16 protein-coding genes and 3 pseudogenes are annotated in these 18603 nt (G+C 66.7%); 13 read left to right on the top strand and 6 right to left on the bottom strand.

The features are described from left to right. Positions 1 to 33 precede the first annotated feature (33 nt). From fliF to fliR, 13 genes and pseudogenes are all read left to right on the top strand, one after another. Positions 34 to 1710, top strand: a complete 1677-nt coding sequence (gene fliF / locus LRS03_RS25370) for a flagellar basal-body MS-ring/collar protein FliF (RefSeq protein ID WP_257829035.1) — start codon at positions 34 to 36, stop codon at positions 1708 to 1710. 12 nt (positions 1711 to 1722) lie between these two features. Next, positions 1723 to 2718, top strand: coding sequence for a flagellar motor switch protein FliG (gene fliG / locus LRS03_RS25375; RefSeq protein WP_257829037.1), 996 nt, complete (start codon positions 1723 to 1725; stop codon positions 2716 to 2718). After that, entirely contained in the window at positions 2705 to 3460 is a 756-nt protein-coding gene (locus LRS03_RS25380) for a FliH/SctL family protein (RefSeq protein WP_257829039.1), read from the top strand. Before fliG ends, LRS03_RS25380 begins: the two co-directional genes overlap by 14 nt. Continuing rightward, positions 3457 to 4906 (top strand): annotated as a pseudogene (fliI, locus tag LRS03_RS25385) (flagellar protein export ATPase FliI). Before LRS03_RS25380 ends, fliI begins: the two are co-directional and overlap by 4 nt. A gap of 17 nt (positions 4907 to 4923) precedes the next feature. Continuing rightward, a complete protein-coding gene (fliJ, locus tag LRS03_RS25390; RefSeq protein WP_257829041.1) occupies positions 4924 to 5391 on the top strand; it encodes a flagellar export protein FliJ in 468 nt (155 codons plus the stop codon). A gap of 26 nt (positions 5392 to 5417) precedes the next feature. After that, positions 5418 to 6620 carry a flagellar hook-length control protein FliK gene (locus LRS03_RS25395; RefSeq protein WP_257829043.1) on the top strand — a complete coding sequence of 401 codons (1203 nt, stop codon included), beginning with the start codon at positions 5418 to 5420 and terminating at the stop codon, positions 6618 to 6620. A gap of 154 nt (positions 6621 to 6774) precedes the next feature. After that, a complete protein-coding gene (locus LRS03_RS25400) occupies positions 6775 to 7410 on the top strand; it encodes a flagellar basal body-associated FliL family protein (protein WP_257829044.1) in 636 nt (211 codons plus the stop codon). Positions 7411 to 7508: 98 nt separating this feature from the next. Further along, a pseudogene (gene fliM, locus LRS03_RS25405) lies at positions 7509 to 8514 on the top strand (flagellar motor switch protein FliM). Continuing rightward, positions 8504 to 8936, top strand: a pseudogene (fliN, locus tag LRS03_RS25410) (flagellar motor switch protein FliN). The pseudogenes fliM and fliN overlap by 11 nt, the downstream one beginning before the upstream one ends. 25 nt (positions 8937 to 8961) lie before the next feature. Next, positions 8962 to 9294: a FliO/MopB family protein gene (locus LRS03_RS25415; protein WP_257829046.1), complete on the top strand. Its 333-nt coding sequence runs from the start codon at positions 8962 to 8964 to the stop codon at positions 9292 to 9294. Between the two features lie 40 nt (positions 9295 to 9334). Beyond that, the gene (gene fliP, locus LRS03_RS25420) at positions 9335 to 10087 is read left to right on the top strand and encodes a flagellar type III secretion system pore protein FliP (RefSeq protein WP_257829047.1); all 753 of its coding nucleotides are present in this window, start codon (positions 9335 to 9337) and stop codon (positions 10085 to 10087) included. Between the two features lie 127 nt (positions 10088 to 10214). Beyond that, positions 10215 to 10484 (top strand): flagellar biosynthesis protein FliQ, encoded by a 270-nt coding sequence (gene fliQ, locus LRS03_RS25425; RefSeq protein WP_257829049.1) that lies wholly within the window; start codon positions 10215 to 10217, stop codon positions 10482 to 10484. A gap of 12 nt (positions 10485 to 10496) precedes the next feature. Then, on the top strand, positions 10497 to 11258 hold the full coding sequence (fliR, locus tag LRS03_RS25430; RefSeq protein WP_257829051.1) for a flagellar biosynthetic protein FliR: 762 nt from the start codon (positions 10497 to 10499) through the stop codon (positions 11256 to 11258). A gap of 80 nt (positions 11259 to 11338) precedes the next feature. Here the strand turns inward: fliR and LRS03_RS25435 are convergent, their stop codons facing one another. The 6 genes from LRS03_RS25435 to tssK form a co-directional block, all read right to left on the bottom strand. Next, positions 11339 to 12568, bottom strand: a complete 1230-nt coding sequence (locus tag LRS03_RS25435; RefSeq protein ID WP_257829053.1) for a DUF3396 domain-containing protein — start codon at positions 12566 to 12568, stop codon at positions 11339 to 11341. Positions 12569 to 12570: 2 nt separating this feature from the next. Beyond that, positions 12571 to 13404 (bottom strand): VRR-NUC domain-containing protein, encoded by an 834-nt coding sequence (locus LRS03_RS25440; protein ID WP_257829054.1) that lies wholly within the window; start codon positions 13402 to 13404, stop codon positions 12571 to 12573. After that, positions 13404 to 15860 (bottom strand): type VI secretion system Vgr family protein, encoded by a 2457-nt coding sequence (locus tag LRS03_RS25445; protein ID WP_257829056.1) that lies wholly within the window; start codon positions 15858 to 15860, stop codon positions 13404 to 13406. The genes LRS03_RS25440 and LRS03_RS25445 overlap by 1 nt, the downstream gene beginning before the upstream one ends. Then, a complete protein-coding gene (locus tag LRS03_RS25450) occupies positions 15746 to 16396 on the bottom strand; it encodes a contractile injection system protein, VgrG/Pvc8 family (protein WP_257829058.1) in 651 nt (216 codons plus the stop codon). The genes LRS03_RS25445 and LRS03_RS25450 overlap by 115 nt, the downstream gene beginning before the upstream one ends. 69 nt (positions 16397 to 16465) lie before the next feature. Beyond that, positions 16466 to 17257 carry a type IVB secretion system protein IcmH/DotU gene (gene icmH, locus LRS03_RS25455; protein ID WP_374685081.1) on the bottom strand — a complete coding sequence of 264 codons (792 nt, stop codon included), beginning with the start codon at positions 17255 to 17257 and terminating at the stop codon, positions 16466 to 16468. Then, positions 17254 to 18603 carry a type VI secretion system baseplate subunit TssK gene (gene tssK / locus LRS03_RS25460; protein ID WP_257829060.1) on the bottom strand — a complete coding sequence of 450 codons (1350 nt, stop codon included), beginning with the start codon at positions 18601 to 18603 and terminating at the stop codon, positions 17254 to 17256. The genes icmH and tssK overlap by 4 nt, the downstream gene beginning before the upstream one ends.

The raw sequence follows: 18603 nt of genomic DNA on the forward strand, positions 1-18603 counted from the left end.
CTTTCGTGCCCGGCGAGCCAACCCAAATCAAACATGGACAACGCGGTCGCCATCGCCAACCCCAACGCTCTGCCTGCCACCGCCGGCTTCGGTGCGCGGCTGGCTGCCTTGCCTGCCAGGAGCCGCATCGGCCTCGGCCTGGGCGTGGCAGCCCTCATTGCCGTGCTGGCCGCACTCACGCTGTGGAGCAGCCAGGGTGACTACAAGGTGCTCTACGCCAACCTGTCCGACAAGGACGGCGGCGCGATCATTGCCCAGCTCTCGCAGATGAACGTGTCCTACCGCTACACCGAAGGTGGCGGCGCCATCCTCGTGCCGGCGGCACAAGTTCACGATCTGCGCCTGAAGCTGGCGTCTGCCGGGCTGCCCAAGGGCTCGGTGGTCGGCTTCGAGCTGATGGACGGCGCCAAGTTCGGCCAGACGCAGTTCCAGGAACGCCTCACCTTCCAGCGCGGCCTCGAAGGCGAACTGACCCGCTCGATCACCGCCATGCCTTCCGTGCAAAACGCACGCGTGCACCTGGCGCTGCCGAATCAGAATGGGTTCTTCCGGGAACAGCAGAAACCCAGCGCCTCCGTGATGCTCACGCTCTACCCCGGCCGCACGCTGGATCGTTCGCAGGTCGCCGGCATCGTGCACCTCGTGTCCAGCTCGGTGCCCGAGATGAACCCCAAGGCCGTGAGCGTGCTCGACCAGACCGGCTCGCTGCTGTCGGGCCCGCAAGAGGGCAACAACGGCGCCGGTCTCGACGCGCAGCAGCTGCAGTACGTGAACCAGATCGAGGCCAGCTACACCAAGCGCATCCTCGACATCCTGGAGCCGGTGGTCGGCCGCGACAACCTGCGTGCACAGGTCACCGCCGACCTCGACTTCTCGCAGACCGAATCGACCTCCGAAGAGTTCAAGCCCAACCAGGGGCCTGATGCCCAGGCCACTGTGCGCAGCATGCAAAGCAGCGAGCAGACCGGCAGCCAGGGCGCCGGCCCGAGCGGCATCCCCGGGGCCACGTCGAACCAGCCGCCGGTGGCCGCCACGGCGCCGGTGACGGGCGCCTCGGCACCGCTGCAGACCGCGCAGGCGGGCGGCGGCCAGAACAACAGCAGCCGCACCGCCGTCACCAACTACGAAGTCGACAAGACCGTGAAGGTGACGCGCAATGCGACCGGCACCGTCAAGCGCCTGAACGCCGCGGTCGTGGTGAACCACATCACCAAGACCGACGCCAAGGGCAAGACCACCACCATCCCGCTCACGAGCGCCGAGCTGGAGAACCTCAACACCCTCGTGCGCGAGAGCATCGGCTTCAAGCAGGAACGCGGCGACTCGGTGAAGGTCATCAACGCGCCCTTCAAGGTCGAAGCCGCACCGAAGGACGACACCCCGATCTGGAAGCAGCCTGCCACCGTCGACCTTCTGCGTGCGGCCGTCGTGCCGGCGGCGCTGGTGCTCGTCGCGCTGGTGGTGATCTTCACGCTCATCCGCCCGGCCTTGAAGGCCGCGCTGCAGCCGTCTCCTGCCGAGGCCCGCGAAGCGCTCGCGGTCGTCGACGACAAGGAATCGCTGCCCGAAGAGGAGCCCGAACTGCTGCGCATCGAATCGCCCAAGGTCAGCGCCCACCTTGCAAGCGCCCGCACCTTCGCCAAGGAAAACCCGTCCGCCGTGGCCAACATCGTTCGCGGCTGGGTGAATGGCGACACGCTGAAAGCCTAACGAGCAAAACTCATGGACGCGCAAGGACTGGAAGACGCTGCGATACTGCTGATGTCCCTCGGAGAGGAAGAAGCCTCCGAGGTCTTCAAGCACCTCACGCCGAAGGAAGTGCAGGGCCTGGGCGAGACCATCGCCAAGATGAAGAGCATTCCGCGCGAGAAGCTCGACGACGTGCTCAGCAAGTTCGCGACGGTGGCCTCGGAGCAGAGCATGCTCGTGAGCGACACCGACGAGTACGTGAAGGCCGTGCTGCGCAAGGCCCTCGGCGAAGACAAGGCCAACCTGCTGATCGACCGCATCCTCCAGGGCGGCGACGTCTCGGGTATCGAAAGCCTGAAGTGGATGGACGCCAACTCGGTGGCCGAGCTGCTGCGCAACGAACACCCGCAGATCGTGGCTGCCATCCTGGTGCACCTCGACTTCGACCAGGCGTCTGGTGTCTTGAAGTGTTTTACCGAGCGCCAGCGCAACGAAGTGCTGGTGCGCGTGGCCACGCTCGACGGCATCCAGCCCTCGGCGCTGAAGGACCTGAACGAAGTGATGAGCAAGGTGCTGGCCGGCGGCGACAAGCTGCGCAAGGCCACGCTGGGCGGCGTGAAGACGGCCGCTGAAATGATCAACCTCTTGGGCGGCAGCGTCGAGACCGCGGTGCTCGACTACATCCGCGAAGCCGACAACGAGCTCGCCCAGAAGATCATGGACAACATGTTCACCTTCGACGATCTGGAGAAGATCGACGACAAGGGCATCCAGCTGCTGCTGAAGGAAGTGCAGAGCGAGTCGCTGGTCATCGCGCTCAAGGGCGCCACGCCGGAGATGCGCGAGAAGGTGTTCAAGAACATGTCGACGCGCGCCGCCGAGACGCTGCGCGAAGACCTCGAATCGCGCGGCCCGGTGCGCGTGAGCGAAGTCGAAGCCGAGCAGAAGGAAATGCTCAAGATCGTGAGACGCCTGGCCGACGAAGGCCAGATCGTGTTGGGTGGCGGCGGCGACGATGAGTTCCTCTAAAAACGGCGGCGCGCCCAAGCCCGCGTCACCGTACGCGCGCTTCATTCCGCGCGAGGAGCTGAACTCCTTCGCCGCGTGGAAGCCCGGTGCGCTCACCGGCAACGAAGGCGCGCCCCAGGCCCCCGTGCAGCGGGCCGAGCCGCCGGCCCCGCCCGCGCCGCCCAAGCCTTCGCCCGAAGAAGAACTTGCCGCCCACGTGAAAGCCGCGCGCAGCGCCGGCTACCAGGACGGCTATCGCGACGGCCTGGTCGCGCTCGACGGCTTCAAGCAGAGCTACGCCTCGCAGATCACTGCCCAGGTCGGCACGCTCGCCGAGTCGTACGGCCGCCAGCTCGACGCGCTGCAGCAGGACATGGCTCGTGCGCTCGCTGTCTCGGCCACGCACCTGGCCCGTCAGATCGTGCGCAGCGAGTTGACGCAGCGCCCCGAGCTCGTGGCCGCGGTGGCGCAGGAGGCGGTCGACACGCTGCTGCGCAGCGCCCAGCACATCACGCTGCGCGTGCACCCCGACGACCATGTGCTGGTCACGCAAGGCGCCGCCGAAGTGCTGGAAGCGCGTGGCGCGCGTGTGCTGTCGGACGCGAGCATCACCCGCGGCGGCTGCGTGGTCGAGTCCGACATCGGCGTGATCGACGCGAGCGTCGAGGCCCGTTGGCGCCGCGCCGCGGCCTCGCTTGGCTGCGACGAACGCTGGAGCGGTGCGGCGCAGCGGGATGAAGACGACGAGGAGGCCGACGCATGATCACCTCCCCCATCGAATCGCACGCACTCGAAGTCGGCGAGAAGTGGCACCGCTACCTCGCCGACCTGCAGTCCTTTGCCGCCGACCCGGTGCCGCTGGAAACCCAGGGCACGCTGGTGCGCGTGGCCGGCCTCGTGCTCGAAGCCGCGGGCATCCGCGTGCCGGTCGGCTCGGTGTGCCAGATCCACATGGACGACCACCACGCGCCCGGCCAGGGCCAGCCGCCGGTGCTCGCCGAGGTGGTGGGCTTCTCGGGCGACCGCGCCTACCTCATGCCCACCAGCAGCGATGTCCAGGGCCTGGCGAGCGGCGCCCGTGTGGTGCCGCGCCCGTCGCCCATCGTGCCGCTGCAGCTCAACACCCCCAACCACCCGTGGCGCCGCGGCGAAGACCGCACGCAGCACCTGCCGGTGGGCGACGGCCTGCTCGGCCGCGTGATCGACTCGCATGGCCACCCGATCGACCGCAAGGGTCCGCTGCACGACGTGCACAAGGAGCCGCTGGTGCGCCGCTCGATCAACGCGATGGACCGCGACCCCATCCGCCAGCCGCTGGACACCGGCGTGCGTGCGATCAACAGCATGCTCACCGTGGGCCGCGGCCAGCGCATCGGCCTCTTCGCCGGCACCGGCGTCGGCAAGTCGGTGCTGCTGGGCATGATGGCCCGCTACACCGCGGCCGACGTGATCGTGGTCGGCCTGATCGGCGAGCGCGGCCGTGAAGTGAAAGAGTTCATCGAAGACATCCTCGGTGAAGACGGCATCCGCCGCTCGGTCGTGGTGGCCGCACCGGCCGATGCACCGCCGCTCACCCGCATGCAGGGTGCGAACTACGCCACCGCCATTGCCGAACACTTCCGCGACCGTGGCCAGCACGTGCTGCTGCTGATGGATTCGCTCACCCGCTATGCGATGGCGCAGCGCGAGATCGCGCTCGCCATCGGCGAGCCACCGGCCACCAAGGGCTACCCGCCAAGCTGCTTTGCCAAGCTGCCGCAGCTGGTGGAGCGCAGCGGCAATGGCATCCACGGCGTGGGCTCGATCACCGCTTTCTACACCGTGCTCAGCGAAGGCGACGACCAGCAGGACCCGATCGCCGACGCGGCCCGAGGCATCCTCGACGGGCACATCGTGCTCAGCCGCGACCTGGCCGAAGCCGGCCACTACCCGGCCATCGACATCGAGCGTTCGATCTCGCGCGTGATGAACAACGTGAGCGACGGTGCGCACATCGACGCCGCCCGCCGCTTCCGCCAGCTGCATGCGAAATACAACAAGGCGCGCGACCTGATCCAGCTCGGCGCCTACACCCCCGGCCACGACCCCGAAGCTCGACACCGCGGTGCGCCTGCATCCGCAGATGGTGTCGCTGCTGCAGCAGGACATGCACCGGCCCGCGTCCCTCACCCAGAGCCTGCGCGAACTGCGCGAGCTGACCACCCACTGATTCACTGAGGCTGCACCATGAGCAACCCTTCGATCGATCCCTTGATGGCTCTGTTGTCGCAAGCGGAGCGCGAGCGTGACAACGCCGTGGCGCTGCTGCAGAAGGCCAGCGAACACTTCGCCGCCGCACAGGCGCAGGCCGACCAGCTCGTGGCCTACCGCGGCGAGTACGAAGCGCGTGCCCGTGAGCAGTTCAGCAAGAACAGCTCGGTGAGCATCCTCCAGTGCTACCAGGGCTTCAGCAGCCGTCTCACGCAGGCCATCGAGCAGCAACAGCAGATCGCCGCGCACGCCGAGCGCAAGGTCGAGCAGGCCCGCGAAGACCTGCGCGACCAGGAGATGCGTGTCGCGTCGGTGCGCAAGCTGCTCGAGCGCCGCCTGACCGAACAGCGCCTCGCCGCCGACCGCCGCGACCAGAAGCAGACCGATGAATTCGCCGCCCGCGCCGCGTGGGCGCAGCTGCAGCAGCGCCCGCTCGCCGTCTGATCCCGAGCCCAGAACCGACGCAGACCATGAACCCTGCCATCTCGTCTTTCGTTCCACCCGTCGCCCCGCAGATGCCGCCTCAGTCGCAGGCGCCCGCGTCACCGTCGCAGCCCGGCTTCTCGCAGATGCTGAGCCAGGCCCAGTCGCGCGAAGCCGAGGCACCGACGCCCGATGCGGCCCCCGACGCTGCAGCCGGCAAGCCGGCACAGGCCACCGAGCGCGGCAAGGGCGAGAAACCTGCCAAGGCCGACAAGAGCGCCAAGACCGACGGCGAGCACCGCGCCGAGAAGACGGCAAGCGAAAGCTCCAGCACCGAACCGGTTGCCGAAACCGAGGCCGACGCGAGCGCCGAAGCGGTGGATGCCGACCCGGCCCTGGCCGACTGGCTGGCCTCGCTGCAGCGTCCGCTGGCGCCGCAGGAGGCCGCGCCTGGCAAAGCCGCTGCCGGTGCCGGTGTCGGTGCCGACGAGGCCGTGGCCGATGCTACGACCGACACCGCCCCGGCCCCCAAGGGCGGTGCACGCGGCGCAGCCGGTGCCGTGATGGCCGCGGCCAAAGACGGCAAGCCCGACCCGGCCGAGCTGGCCCGCGACGCGAAGTCCGCTGCGGTCAAGCCCGAACCCACCCGCGCTGACGCCAGCCCTGCGTCGTTCCAGGCGGCGATGGCACAGGCCCAGGACGGTCGCAGCGAGCTCAAACCCGCACACGACCCCCAACCCGCCTACGCGAGCGTGGCCGCGGGCGTGCAGCTCGCCCCGGGCGCCGCGCGCTCCAGCGAGGCGGCCGCGCCGGTGGTGGTGCCGTTGCCCACGCCGGCCACCTCGCCCGAGTTTGCGCAGTCGCTGGGCGTGCAGGTCAGCGTGCTCGCCAAGGACGGCATCCAGCAGGCCGAGCTGCACCTCAACCCGGCCGAGATGGGTCCGATCTCGGTGCAGATCGCGATCGAGGGCAACCAGGCGCAGGTCAATTTCGGTGCCGATTCGGCAGCCACTCGCCAGATCATCGAAAGCGGTCTGCCCGAGCTGGCCGCCTCGCTGCGCGAGGCCGGCTTCACGCTGTCTGGTGGCGGCGTGCACAGCCAGGCCCGCGGTCGTGAGCAAGGCGAGGGTGAAAAGGGCGAACGAGGCGACCGCTCCGGTGCCCGTGCGATCAGCGGAGTTGAGACGGATGTCACACCTCGCCGAGTGGTCAGCCGCGTTTCTGCCGGCGGCGTCGACCTTTACGCCTGATCGATCCTGCGCCATGCCCGCCAAAGCGGGAATGGCGGATCGCTCCGCTGAAGCCGGGCTTTCCCCCCGCTTATCCAGCCTTCGAAAACCTCCCCGGTTTTCATAATTTCCTTCAAGCAGAGCCCCGTGCGGGCTCTCCGTTGAAGGAGTGTCCATGTCCAAAGCCGCTGCCGCCACGGTCGAAGCCGTTGCCGGCGATGCCCCACCGCCGAAGGGCAAGAAGAAGCTGATCATCATCCTCGCCGCCGTGCTGGTGCTGGCGTTGGCTGGGGGTGGCGCTGCGGTCTTCATGATGAAGAAGAAGGCCGCCGCCGAAGCCGAAGAAGACGACGGTGGCGCCGCTGCGGCCGAGGCCAAGCGCAAGGAGCACGCGGCCAAGCATCCGCCGGTGTTCGTGCCGCTGGAGCCTTTCGTCGTCAACCTGGCCGACAAGGAAAGCGACCGCTACGCCCAGATCGGTGTGACGCTGGAAGTCGAAGACCCCAAGTTCGCCGAAGAGATGAAGGCCTACATGCCGGCCATCCGCAACGGCATCCTGATGGTGCTGTCGCACAAGACCTCGGCGCAGCTTCTCTCGCGCGAAGGCAAGGTGGCGCTCGCCAAGGACATCATGCGCGAGGCGGTGCTGCCGCTGGGCATCGAGATCAAGGACGAGCCCGCCGGGGCCCCGGTCGTCGTCGAGGAAGAGGAAGAAGAAGACGAGGACGCGCCCAAGAAAAAGAAGAAAGCCAGCGCCGGCCCCGTGAATCCCGTGAAGCGCGTCCACTTCTCGAACTTCATCGTTCAGTAAATGACCACCCCCAACGTCTTCGCCGTTGCCCCCCGAGGGGGCCGGGCCTTCCTTGGGGCGGCCCGGCGCTGCGGCCCGCTCGCTAACAGAGGTGGCGTATGAATCAGCAGATCCTGTCGCAAGACGAAGTCGATGCGCTGCTGCAAGGCATCACCGGCGAGAGCCAGAAGCTCGAGCAGGAAGATGCGCCGCAGGGCGGCATCCGCGACTACGACATCGCGAGCCAGGAACGGATCGTCCGTGGGCGCATGCCCACGATGGAGATCATCAACGAGCGCTTTGCACGCAACATCCGCATCGGCCTCTTCAACTTCATCCGCCGCAGCCCCGAGATCTCGATCGGCGGCATCAAGGTGCAGAAGTACAGCGCCTTCCTGCGCGAAATCGTGGTGCCCACCAACTTCAACATCATGAGCGTGCGGCCGCTGCGCGGCTCGGGCCTCATCGTGTGCGACCCGACGCTCGTGTTCGCCGTGATCGACGCGCTCTTCGGCGGCGCCGGCAAGTTCCACACCCGCATCGAAGGCCGCGATTTCTCGCCCACCGAGCAGCGCATCATCACGCGCCTGGTGGAGGTGATCACCGCCGAGTACCGCAAGGCCTGGCACGGCATCTACCCGCTGGAAGCTCGACTACCAGCGCTCGGAGATGCAGCCCCAGTTCGCCAACATCGCAACGCCCAGCGAAATCGTCGTCGCGACGAGCTTCACGCTGGAGATCGGCGACACCACCGGCACCATCCATTTCTGCATTCCCTACGCCACGCTGGAGCCCATCCGCGACGTGCTGTATTCGACCATCCAGGGCGACAGCAACGAGCCTGACCGGCGCTGGGTCAACCTGATGAAGCAACAGATCCAGGCCGCCGAGGTCGAGGTCGTGGCCGAGCTGGCCAAGGCCGATGCGACGGTGGAGCAGCTGCTCGCCTTCAAGCCGGGCGACTTCATCGAGCTCGACCTCGAAGCCGCCATCCAGGGCAAGGTGGTGGGGGTGCCCATCTTCGACTGCCACTACGGCACGTCCAACGGCAAGTACGCCCTCAAGATCGATCGCATGTTGTCCAGCTCAAACCTGACCTGGCTTGGAGAGAACAATGTCAGCTGAAGAGAACACCCCCCAGTCCGCCGAAGACGCGATGGCGGCCGAATGGGCTGCAGCGCTCGCCGAAGCCAAGCCCGAGGTCGCCTCCGAAGTGCAGAGCGAGGCCGCGCCCGTGGCCTTCCAGAACTTCGGCCAGGCCAACCCGGCCGCCGCGGGCAACGACATCAACATGATCCTGGACATCCCGGTGCAGCTCACCGTGGAGCTGGGTCGCACGCGCATCCCGATCAAGCACATCCTGCAGCTGGCGCAAGGCTCGGTGGTCGAAACTCGACGCGCTGGCCGGCGAGCCGATGGACGTGCTGGTCAACGGCTACCTCATCGCCCAGGGCGAGGTGGTGGTGGTGAACGACAAGTTCGGTATCCGCTTGACGGACATCGTGACGCCGAGCGAGCGCATGCGTCGTCTCTCCAAAGGCGGCTGACCCGATGTCCACAGGAATCACTTCCGTGCTGTGGTTCATCGCGATCGTCGCGATGATCCCGGCCGCGCTGTGGCTGCTCAAGCGCACGCCGATGGGCGGTGCCGGCGGCCAGGGTGTGATGCGCAGCATCGCGATGCTGCCGCTGTCGCCCAGCCAGCGCATCGTCACCGTCGAAGTGGGGCAGGGCGCCGACCGCCAGTGGCTCGTGCTCGGCGTGACCGCACAGACCATCACCACGCTGCACACCATGCCGCCGCAGGCCGACGCCGCACCGACGGCGGGCCAGCCGGTGCCCCCTTTTGCGCAACTGCTCGCCAAGCTGCGCCGCGATCCTCAAGGACCCAGTGGTAGACACTGAACCGCAGGTGAACATGCCCCTCGCTTTTTTTTCGCCCCGCATGAAGCGCGCGCTGCGCCTCGCCGGCCTGTCGTTGATTTCGGCCGTTCCTTGCATGGCTTTAGCCCAACAAGCCGGCGGCCCGAGCCTTCCGCTCGTGGTGGGGCAGGGCGCGGGCGGCACCAGCTACTCGGTGCCGATCCAGACGCTGCTCTTCTTCACCGCTCTAAGCTTTCTGCCGGCCGTGCTGCTCTTGATGACCGGCTTCACCCGCATCGTGATCGTGCTGAGCCTCTTGCGCCAGGCACTCGGCACGCAGTCGGCGCCGCCCAACCAGGTGATCGTGGGCCTGAGCCTCTTCCTCACCTTCTTCGTGATGAGCCCGACGCTCGACAAGGTCTACGCGCAGGCCTACCAGCCTTACGCTGAAAACAAGATTGCCTTCGACGAAGCGCTCAAGCGCGGCGAGGTGCCGATGCGCGAGTTCATGCTCAAGCAGACCCGCCAGTCCGATGTGGCCCTCTTCGCCAAGCTCGCCAAGATCGACCCCAGCGTGAAAGCCGCCGACGTGCCCTTCAAGGTGCTGGTGCCGGCCTTCGTGACCAGCGAGCTGAAGAGCGCCTTCCAGATCGGCTTTCTGATCTTCATCCCGTTCCTGGTGATCGACATGATCGTGGCCAGCGTGCTGATGAGCCTGGGCATGATGATGCTGAGCCCGGTGCTGGTCGCGCTGCCCTTCAAGCTGATGCTCTTCGTGCTGGCCGATGGCTGGAACCTGCTCCTGGGTTCGCTCGCGGCAAGCTTTGCGCAATGACAGCCCCCACGTCGCTTCGCTCCTGCCCCCCGAGGGGGCGCCTCGCCTGGGGCCCGGCAAAGCCGGTTCCCCGGCGAGTTGCTTGATCGGCGATTCGCTTCGCTCTCTCGCTACAAGACGAACATCCATGGATTCGCAACAAGTCTTCACCGTCGGCCAGCAAGGCCTCTACCTCCTGCTGATGGTGGCCGCGCCCGTGCTGCTGGTCATCCTCGGTGTGGGCCTGCTCGTGAGCATCTTCCAGGCGGCCACGCAGATCCATGAGTCGACGTTGTCGTTCGTGCCGAAGTTGGTGGCGGCCGTGGCCGTGATGGCGATTGCAGGCCCTTGGATGATGACGACGCTGGTCGAATTCATCCAGCGCACGATCACCTCGATTCCGGGCGCGGTCGGCTAGCCCGAGCGTCTCGTGCTCACCTTCAACGACGCCCAGGTCATGGAGTGGCTGACGCCGCTGCTGTGGCCGTTCATCCGCACGCTGGCGCTCTTCACCACCATCCCGGTGCTGTCGCAGCGGCAGGTGCCGATGCGCATCCGGGTGGCGCTCGCGTTTCTCATCACCGTCTGCGCTCAGGCTTCGCTGCCGCAGATGCCGGTGATCCAGCTCAATTCCGCGGTAGCGGTGCTGGTCGTGATCCAGCAGGTGCTGGTGGGCCTGACGCTCGGCTTCGCAGCCCGCATCGTCTTTGCCGCGATCGAGTTCGCCGGTGAACTCGTGGGCCTGCAGATGGGCCTCAACTACGCCGGCTTCTTCGACCCCTCGACCGGCGGTCAAGGCACTGCGGTCGGCCGCTTCTTCGGCACGGTGGTGGCGTGGCTCTTCGTCGTGATCAACGGCCACCTCTTGATCATCATGGCGCTCGTGGGCAGCTTCCAGGCCTTCCCGGTGTCGCCCGAGCCGTTTGCCTTCCTGCGCACCCTGCAGCCGCAGACCTGGGGCGCCGAGGTTTTCCAGCTGGGCCTGTGGATCGCGCTGCCGATGGTGACGATGCTGCTCTTCGTCAACCTGGTGCTGGGGGTGATCTCGCGCGTGTCGCAGCAGATGAACATCTTCGCGATCGGCTTCCCCATCACGCTGGCCGTCGGCCTGCTCGGGGTTCTGCTCACGCTGCCGATGATGCAGGCCCCGTTCACGATGGTGCTGGAGCAGATGCTCTCGCGCTTTCAGTAGCCGCTGGCCTCGGGCGTCTCAGCGTTTGGGCGGGTCCTGGCTTGTGGACAAGGTGTGCGCGCCAGTTGTCTCGTGGTTTGTCACAGACGCGGTGGATCTTGGTTCTCATCCAACTGCCAGATGGTGGCGCCATAGTCACCGCCGATATCAGGCAGCAGTTCACCCGCTTTGAAAAAGCGGCGACTTCCCGCTTGAGCCGGTGTGAACCAGAAGCCAGCTTTGGGGCACGGCTGGAGAGCAGTGCAGTGCAGGCGAGGCTCGGGCGGGGTGGCGGGTCGGCGCAGATCAGAGCTAGGCCAGTCCCCATCGGTGTCGAAGCGTGCGAGCCATCGTTTTGTATCTGCCTGGCCAAAGCGTTCGTTTGGATCGCCGTCCCACTGTCCGAGACCGACAAGTTCGAGCTTTGGCACGCGAATGGGACGCAGCAAGTGGTTAAGGCGTACCTGCAGTGGCGGGACGCCTTCTGCGACCGGGCACAGGCTTGGTTGATCGCCCAATTCGATCCACTGCCCGGATGCGCATTCCTCAACGCGAATCTGCGGGTCATCCAAGGCCTTGCGTATCTGTTCTCGAGACAGTCCGAGCTTGGACCGCCAGCGGTTTGACAGCAGGAAACCCCAAGTGGGTGGACGGATGCCTTCCTGCAGATCCTTGGACATCCCGAACGGGAAGTCGATGTCCAGCCCGTAGAAGTGATGGGCGAGCGCACGTTCCCACGTCGCCACTTCGTAGCGGGCACCGATGTCCAGCGGATTCGCAATTGCAAAGCCGCTGTAGGCCTGGTCGGCATTGAGAAGATCTGCGGTCTGAAGGACGAAATCGCGCCACTCTTTCTGGTGGTCGAGCCACCATTGCCAGCGGAAATAGAGCTGAACCGACGAGTGGTCAATGTTGCTTCGTTCATCCCACGTCGAACTTCGCCAGAAGTAGCCGGCAGTGGCCGGTGATGAGAGTGGGTTTTCTTCATCACTGACGTTGAAAACGAATTGCTTATTCAGTGGTGTTTTGCGCGCCCACACACGCCGATCTGGCAGGCGCTTGGAGCCGTAGGGATGAGGGCGTTCCGACTCAGGGTGGGTGCCGATGCGATAGGTCTCTCCGACCAGCTTCTCGAAGGTTTCGTGCACATCCACCAGCCGCAGCGATGCCTCGACGTGGTTTGCCGGCTCGTAGGCGAAATAGAAGGTTGTGAATGGGCTGACGGCTAGGGCGTAGTTCTCGTAGAAAACTTCTGAGTTGGGCCAGTCGCTCAGTGTTGCGACGAACGATGCAACTTCGTCTGGGGAAAGAATCGGCGCAACAGTTGTCACTGCTATCTCCTGCGGTTGCCAGATGGGCTAGTGCGACGATCTCTGTCGCCGCCGGGGGTGATGTCGGTACAGTCTTCCGGTACTCGTAGCGCTGCTACCTTTTCAGGTGCTCCCATGAGCCGTGTGTAGTCGTTGAGTTGCCTCGGCTGCAACCAATCTCCCGGAAACTTGATCTCGACGGCCGCGAAAACGTTCTGAACCTCAAATGGCTGGCGCCTGTATTCAGAGATGACAAGGTCCGGAGCCAGGCTGCCGCGTGGTCTTGGCCAGAAAGGGAAGACGCGACCGATCCGATGGGGGCGGGTAGATGGAGTTCCGAGGTAGGCGCGACGGGTGCCGGCGTTGTAGCAAGGCTCCGCCTTGAGTGGACTTGTCCAGGCTAGTGCTTCGTCCACGCCTTCGAACATGAGCGACGCGGTCGTTTGCTTGAGCGTCACTTCGATGGTGGTCTCCACCATATCGCCGGGTACCCTGTTGCGTATGCGGCGTGGTACCTGGATGGGAATTGCTAGCGCAAGTCGGCACACGGTGCTGATGGCAGGTCTGAAGGGCAATCTGCGCTCGATGTAGGCGCGGAAGGTTCCACTTTCACCTGCACGCCGAGAGATAGTGCTGTTGCCTCCTGTGTCGGCTGCCGCGAAAGTTGAACTTTTCACGTCGATCTCGTCGCGCATTTTCTCGATGGTCTCGCGCATGGCCTGAAGCACCTGCTGCTTTCGGCGTGCCATGTCGGCGGCCATTTCGGCAAGTTCAGCGGCCGTCATGGCAGCTTCATAGGCACGCCATGCACGCCACGCCCAGATGGCAGCGACGATGGGAGCTGCTGGGCCGGGCATCAGGTCTCCTCCTCGTTGGGGGCCAGGTAGTCGTCTGGGATCGGATTGCGCTTCGGCGGTGTCGTGCCCTCAAGCGTGCCGTTGATGTAGCCCGCCCAGTTCTCGGTGATCTTCTGGTCGTCACGCATGATGGTTTTGTGAACTTCGATGTACTTCGCGCGGTCAGTCGAGACAAGGCCTGTCTGTCCTGTGGGCGAGGTCTTGCCTTCCAGCAGTACACGCTCGCCATCAACGATCCGGTAGCGGTAGCCCTCGAACGGGCGCTCATCCGTCTTGTTCAAGACGTACTGCCCGATGAACGGCCCATCGCTGGGCTGCAGTCCCGTCGGTAGAGAGGAGAGTGAAGCGTTCCCTTTGCCACCCCCCGCCCAGGAATGGCTGGCCGCCTTGACGGTGAAGCTGCCCGGTGTGGCGAACTCGATGTTGGCGCCATCCAGCACCACCTTGGAGTCCCCGCCGACGATCTCGATGCGCTCCTTGGCGGTGATCGTGATCTCGTCGTTGACCGAGATCACCGTGATGTCCTGGTCGGCCAGGAAGCTCCAGCGCATCGGTGTGCGCCCGCAGCGAGAGCCGGCCGTTGGCGGCGATCGCCTGCAGCTCCCCTCGTGCGTGTACAGGCTCGTCGCCTCCCCCGAGACCAGGCTGGCCGTGTGCGCCACCGCCGCATGCAGATCGCCCTGGGCGACCAGCGTCGTGTCCTGCCCCGAGTAGCTGGCGATGCTCGCCGGGCTGGCCGTGATGGCCGCACTCGGCGTGTCGAAGACCACGAACGGCCGCGCGAACTGCGCCACCGGCTCGCTCGCCTCGCGGCTCGCCCCCTGCTGCTCGCTCGCGTGCTTGCCGTCCTTCTGAACGTCGATGGCCTCCAGCAGCCCCTGCAGCGCCGCCTGCGCCTGCGCCTCGTGGCTCGTGAGCGCAAGCGCCCCTTGCGCCTTGGCCGCCTCCGAGAGCGCCTGCCCCAGCTGCTGCGCGCCCTTCAGCTGCGCCACCGCCTCCTGCACATCCAGCTGGCCGCCCTGTGCACTGCCATAGCTGCCGCGTCTGGCCGTGCTGCTCAGCAAGAGCCCCTGGCCGGCGCGCAGGCTCGCCCAGCCATCCGTGTGGGCGTAGAAGCCCGAACCCAGCCAGGCCCCGCGCTGCGCGCTCGCATAACCCTGGCTGATGATGTGCCCCAGGCTCAGCTCGCTCCACGGGCTGCCCGCGCTGTGGCTGGCCAAGCGCATGCGCAGCTGCCCGGTGGCGTCGTCGATCACCCACTGGTTGCCACCGTCGTCATCGAGCGTGCGGCTGTGCCACCCCGACAACGTGCCCGGATGGTTCGCCCCCGAGTCCACCCCGGCCGGCCAGGGCAGCGCGTCCTGGCCGTTGTAGAGCTGGCCCACGATGAGCGGGCGATCCAGGTCGCCCTCCACGAAGTCCACCAGCACCTCGGTGCCCACGCGCGGCAGGAAGACGGCGCCCCAGTTGGCCCCCGCACTCGGCTGCGCCACCCGCACCCACTGGCTGGCCGCCGCATCGCCCGGCGCATGGCCGCTCTCGGCCTGGCCCGGGGTGGTGGGGCCGCTCAGGCCACCGGGCAGCGGAGCCTGCCCACGCTGCCAGGGGAACTGCACCCGCACCCGCAGGTCGCGCTCGGTGGTCAGGGTGTCGCTCGGGTGGCCGACCACCAGCGCCGTCTGCACGCCCGGGGCCTGCGGCTTGGGGCGCTGAGGCGGCACCAGCCTGGCGGCGGCCGGCGCGGCCTGGAAGTCGTTGCGGTAGCTGCCGGCTTCCAGCTCGGGGCGCTTGAGCAGCTGGGCGGCTTCGCTGCCGAGGTTGTTGGCCGCTTCGTGCGCAACGCTGAGCACAACGAAGCGGGCCTCGTCCCCGCCGAGCGGGTAGCGGCTGTGCTCGGTGAGGGTGAAGTCGGCCCCCGGGGCGAGGCGGCGCACGCCGCCCTGGCCGTGCAGGGTCTTGTAGGCGAGCTCGTGGCGGGCGAGCGCGAGCGCGGCCTGGGCTTCGGCTGCGGGGGTGTGGGCGTGCAGCTCACCGTCGCGGAACTCCGCAAAGGCTTGCTGGCCGTGGCCCTGGTAGACCTCCAGCGGGGGCAGTGCGCCGGCCTCAAGGCTGCTCGTGGCCTGGGCGGTGACACCGGCGAGCTGGCGCGGGTCCCAGGCGCCCAGGCTGACGGTGTTGGGGCCGGCCTGGCGCTGCAGCGCGATGGCGGTGAGGGTGTCTTCGGGGAGGCCGAGGACGCTGCCGCGCAGGTCGGGGCGGCCGAAGCGCAGGGCGCCGAGGTCGGGGCGTTGGCCGGAAGCGTCGTGGATGACCAGGCAGTGGCGGGCGCTCCTGGCCTGGCTCAAGGGGCGCTCGTCGTCGCTGTGCTCGAGTCGCCAGCTCCAGCCTTCTTCGCCGAGCAACCTGCTGACAAAGGCCGCGTCGCTCTCGCGGTACTGGGTGGTGGTGGCGCGCACGGGGGCGGCGGCCAGGGCGTCGGGGCTGAAGTCTCGAGGCGGAAGTTGGCCTGCGGGTAGGCGCCGAGCACGGTGGTGAGGATGGCGTCGGCGCGCTGGCCGAGGAAGACGCGGGTGTCGTGGCGCAGGCCGAGGAAGTGGGTGAAGGCGACGAGCTGCAGCCGGTAGCGGGCCAGGCCGCCGTCGGCGCCGAGCTGGGCGGCTTGGGCCACGTAGCCGTGCCAGGTGCGGTAGCGGCCGTCGGCGCACAGGAGGCGCAGGCTCATCTGCTCGCCGATCAGGGCCTTGAGGGAGAGCTGGGCGCTGGTGCTGAGCGCATCGACCTCGGCCACCAGCGGCGACAGCATCTGGGTCGAGCCGCAGTCGTTGACGTTCTCCTGCCACTGCGCCCGCTCGACCACCAGCGTGGCGCTGGGCAGTGCCGTCTCGAGCTGCAGCAGGCGCTTGTGCTGGCCCAGGGGCAGCATGGCCGCCAGGCGACTGAGCCCGTCGGACACGGCCGCCGTGACCGCCGAGGTCATGGTGCTCGGGTTCATCTTGTACTTCTCCCTGTCTTCTTTTCTCGGCAGACGTTGCGTGGTCTGCGCACGGCTGGCCTTACACCGTCATGGCAGTGTGATCGTCACGTGGGCCGCTTGAGGCGCGAGCTTGACCACGTCCTGGTAAGCCGCGAGATCGCGTTCGGTACCGCGTGCCAGATGCCAGCGCATGGCGGTGAAGGCGAGCACGCCCAGCAGCGCGAACACCGAGGCGATCACCCACAGCGGCACTTCGTTCTTCAGCCGGTTGCGCACTTGATCGGGTGGTGCCCAGTGGGGAGCGAAAGCGGCCCGTGAGCCCTTCAGGTGCGCGATCTCGTCGCCCAGCCGCGCCGTGAGGTAGTTGAGCTTCTCGCTGCCTTCGATGAGGTACTTGCCCTGGAATCCCATCAGCAGGCACATGTGGAAGACCTCAAGGATCTGCACACGCGAAACGCCCTCGCGTCGCAGGGCTTCGAGCTTGGTGAAAAACTGCTCGCCTGCCAGCTGCTCGCCGAAGAACTGAAGCTGCAGCGGCTGGCGCTGCCAGGCATCGCGCACCTTGAACTGCGACATCAGGATCGCTTCGTCGACGGTCGCGCAGAAGGCGTACTTGCACAGGTGCACGTCTTCGGCCGAGCTGCCGAGCTTGGTGGCGCCTCGCTCCAGGCCGGTGAGGAACTCCTTGATGTGCGAACGGAAGGCGTCGGCATCGGTGGGGCCTTGCTTTGCTCGCAGCAAAAAGAGCAGGTAGAACCCGTCGTACATCAGGTCCATCAGCGTGCGAGCTTCGCGGGGTGTGCTGCCACTGGTGGGCGTGAGGCCCGGCATCGTGGCGCCGCCGAACAGGGAAGGCGGCTGGGTGGCTTGTGCATTCATGCGTTGATGGCGATGAGTTCGAGTTTGATGTCGGCGATGCCGGCGGGCACGTAGATCGAGACGGCCTGTGCCTGCATCATGCGTTCGTAGAGGGCGCCGCGCGGCTCGAGCGCAAAGTAGTAGGCACCGGGGCGCACCGGGATGGCAGCCGGGACCTGCACAGAGTGCGAAAGCGGCACCCCCGGCAAGGCTGAGAGCACGAGCTTCTCGACGTCTTCCGGTGCCCCGATCTTGAAGCGCAAGGGCACCGCATCAACCAGCTCGGCCGGCGGCATGGAGGCGCTCACGCCGAGGTACAGATTGGTCGCGCCGGTGATCTGCTGCGCATCGAGGCGGCCCTGGTGGAACGAGGGACGCACCTCCGACAGCGAGATGCCGAAGTAGCGAGTGGAGATCACGGTCTCCAGCAGCTCGCGGATGATGTGGTCGAGACGAAAGAACGCCGGCCCGGGGTTCGCATGGTCGTAGGCCGGAAGGTCGGCGAGCGTGAAGCCTTTCGAAAACGTCATCAGCGCGCCAGCAAGCTCCAGCAGGCGTTGGAAGAGACGCTCCGGGTGCAGGCCCGGGTGGCGCATCAAGTGCGCGAGTGATGCGTAAGCGCCGCTGGCGGTGTGCAGAAGCCAGAACGACGCCACGTCGCCCGAGCGGAACTCGATGATGTTCTTCGAGGGTTCGCGGTGAAAGCCGTACAGCGCATCGACCTTCGCCTGCAGCACATCGAGCAGGCGGCGCAAGTAGAGGAAGACCACCGGCGAGGCCTGGATGGTGAGCGACGGCGGCACGTAGCGCGGGTCGAGTTCGAAGCCGCCGGTGGCATTGCGCCGCACGCGCAGCACCGGCATGGTCACCAGATGGCCTCGCGGGTCGTGCTCTGAGATCAATTTGACCGACTTGCCCAGCAGGCTCAGTTGTGCGGCGGCAGCGTCGGTGTATTGGTCTTCGACGTCTTTCTGGACCTGGTAGTACCGTGCCGCCGTATCGGCTTCGTCACGCGTGGATGCGAAGTTGCTGCCGTTCGTGCGCAGCGGTGCCGCAGCGACGTGCAGCACGACTTCGTTTCCTTGCCCGAAGGCGGTGTCGAGAGCCATGGGCTCCGGCAGCTCGTCTTCGGCGGGGGCGTTGTACAACTCGCCGTCGGGCAACACCATCTGCAGCTCAGTGAGACGCAGGCGACCTGCTTGCAGGGCATCGGTGTCGACCTTGATGCTGCGCACACCCCAGGCATAAGGGTGCAGCCCTCGCACTGCTTGCGCAAGGCGCCACTCGTGATAAGCGTCCTGTTGCTGAAAGTGCTGAGGCCGCAGAAAGAGGCCTTCGCCCCACAGGACTTTGGGAGTCGGGATCAA

This window comes from Rhizobacter sp. J219 (genome assembly GCF_024700055.1).
Lineage (GTDB): Bacteria > Pseudomonadota > Gammaproteobacteria > Burkholderiales > Burkholderiaceae_C > Rhizobacter.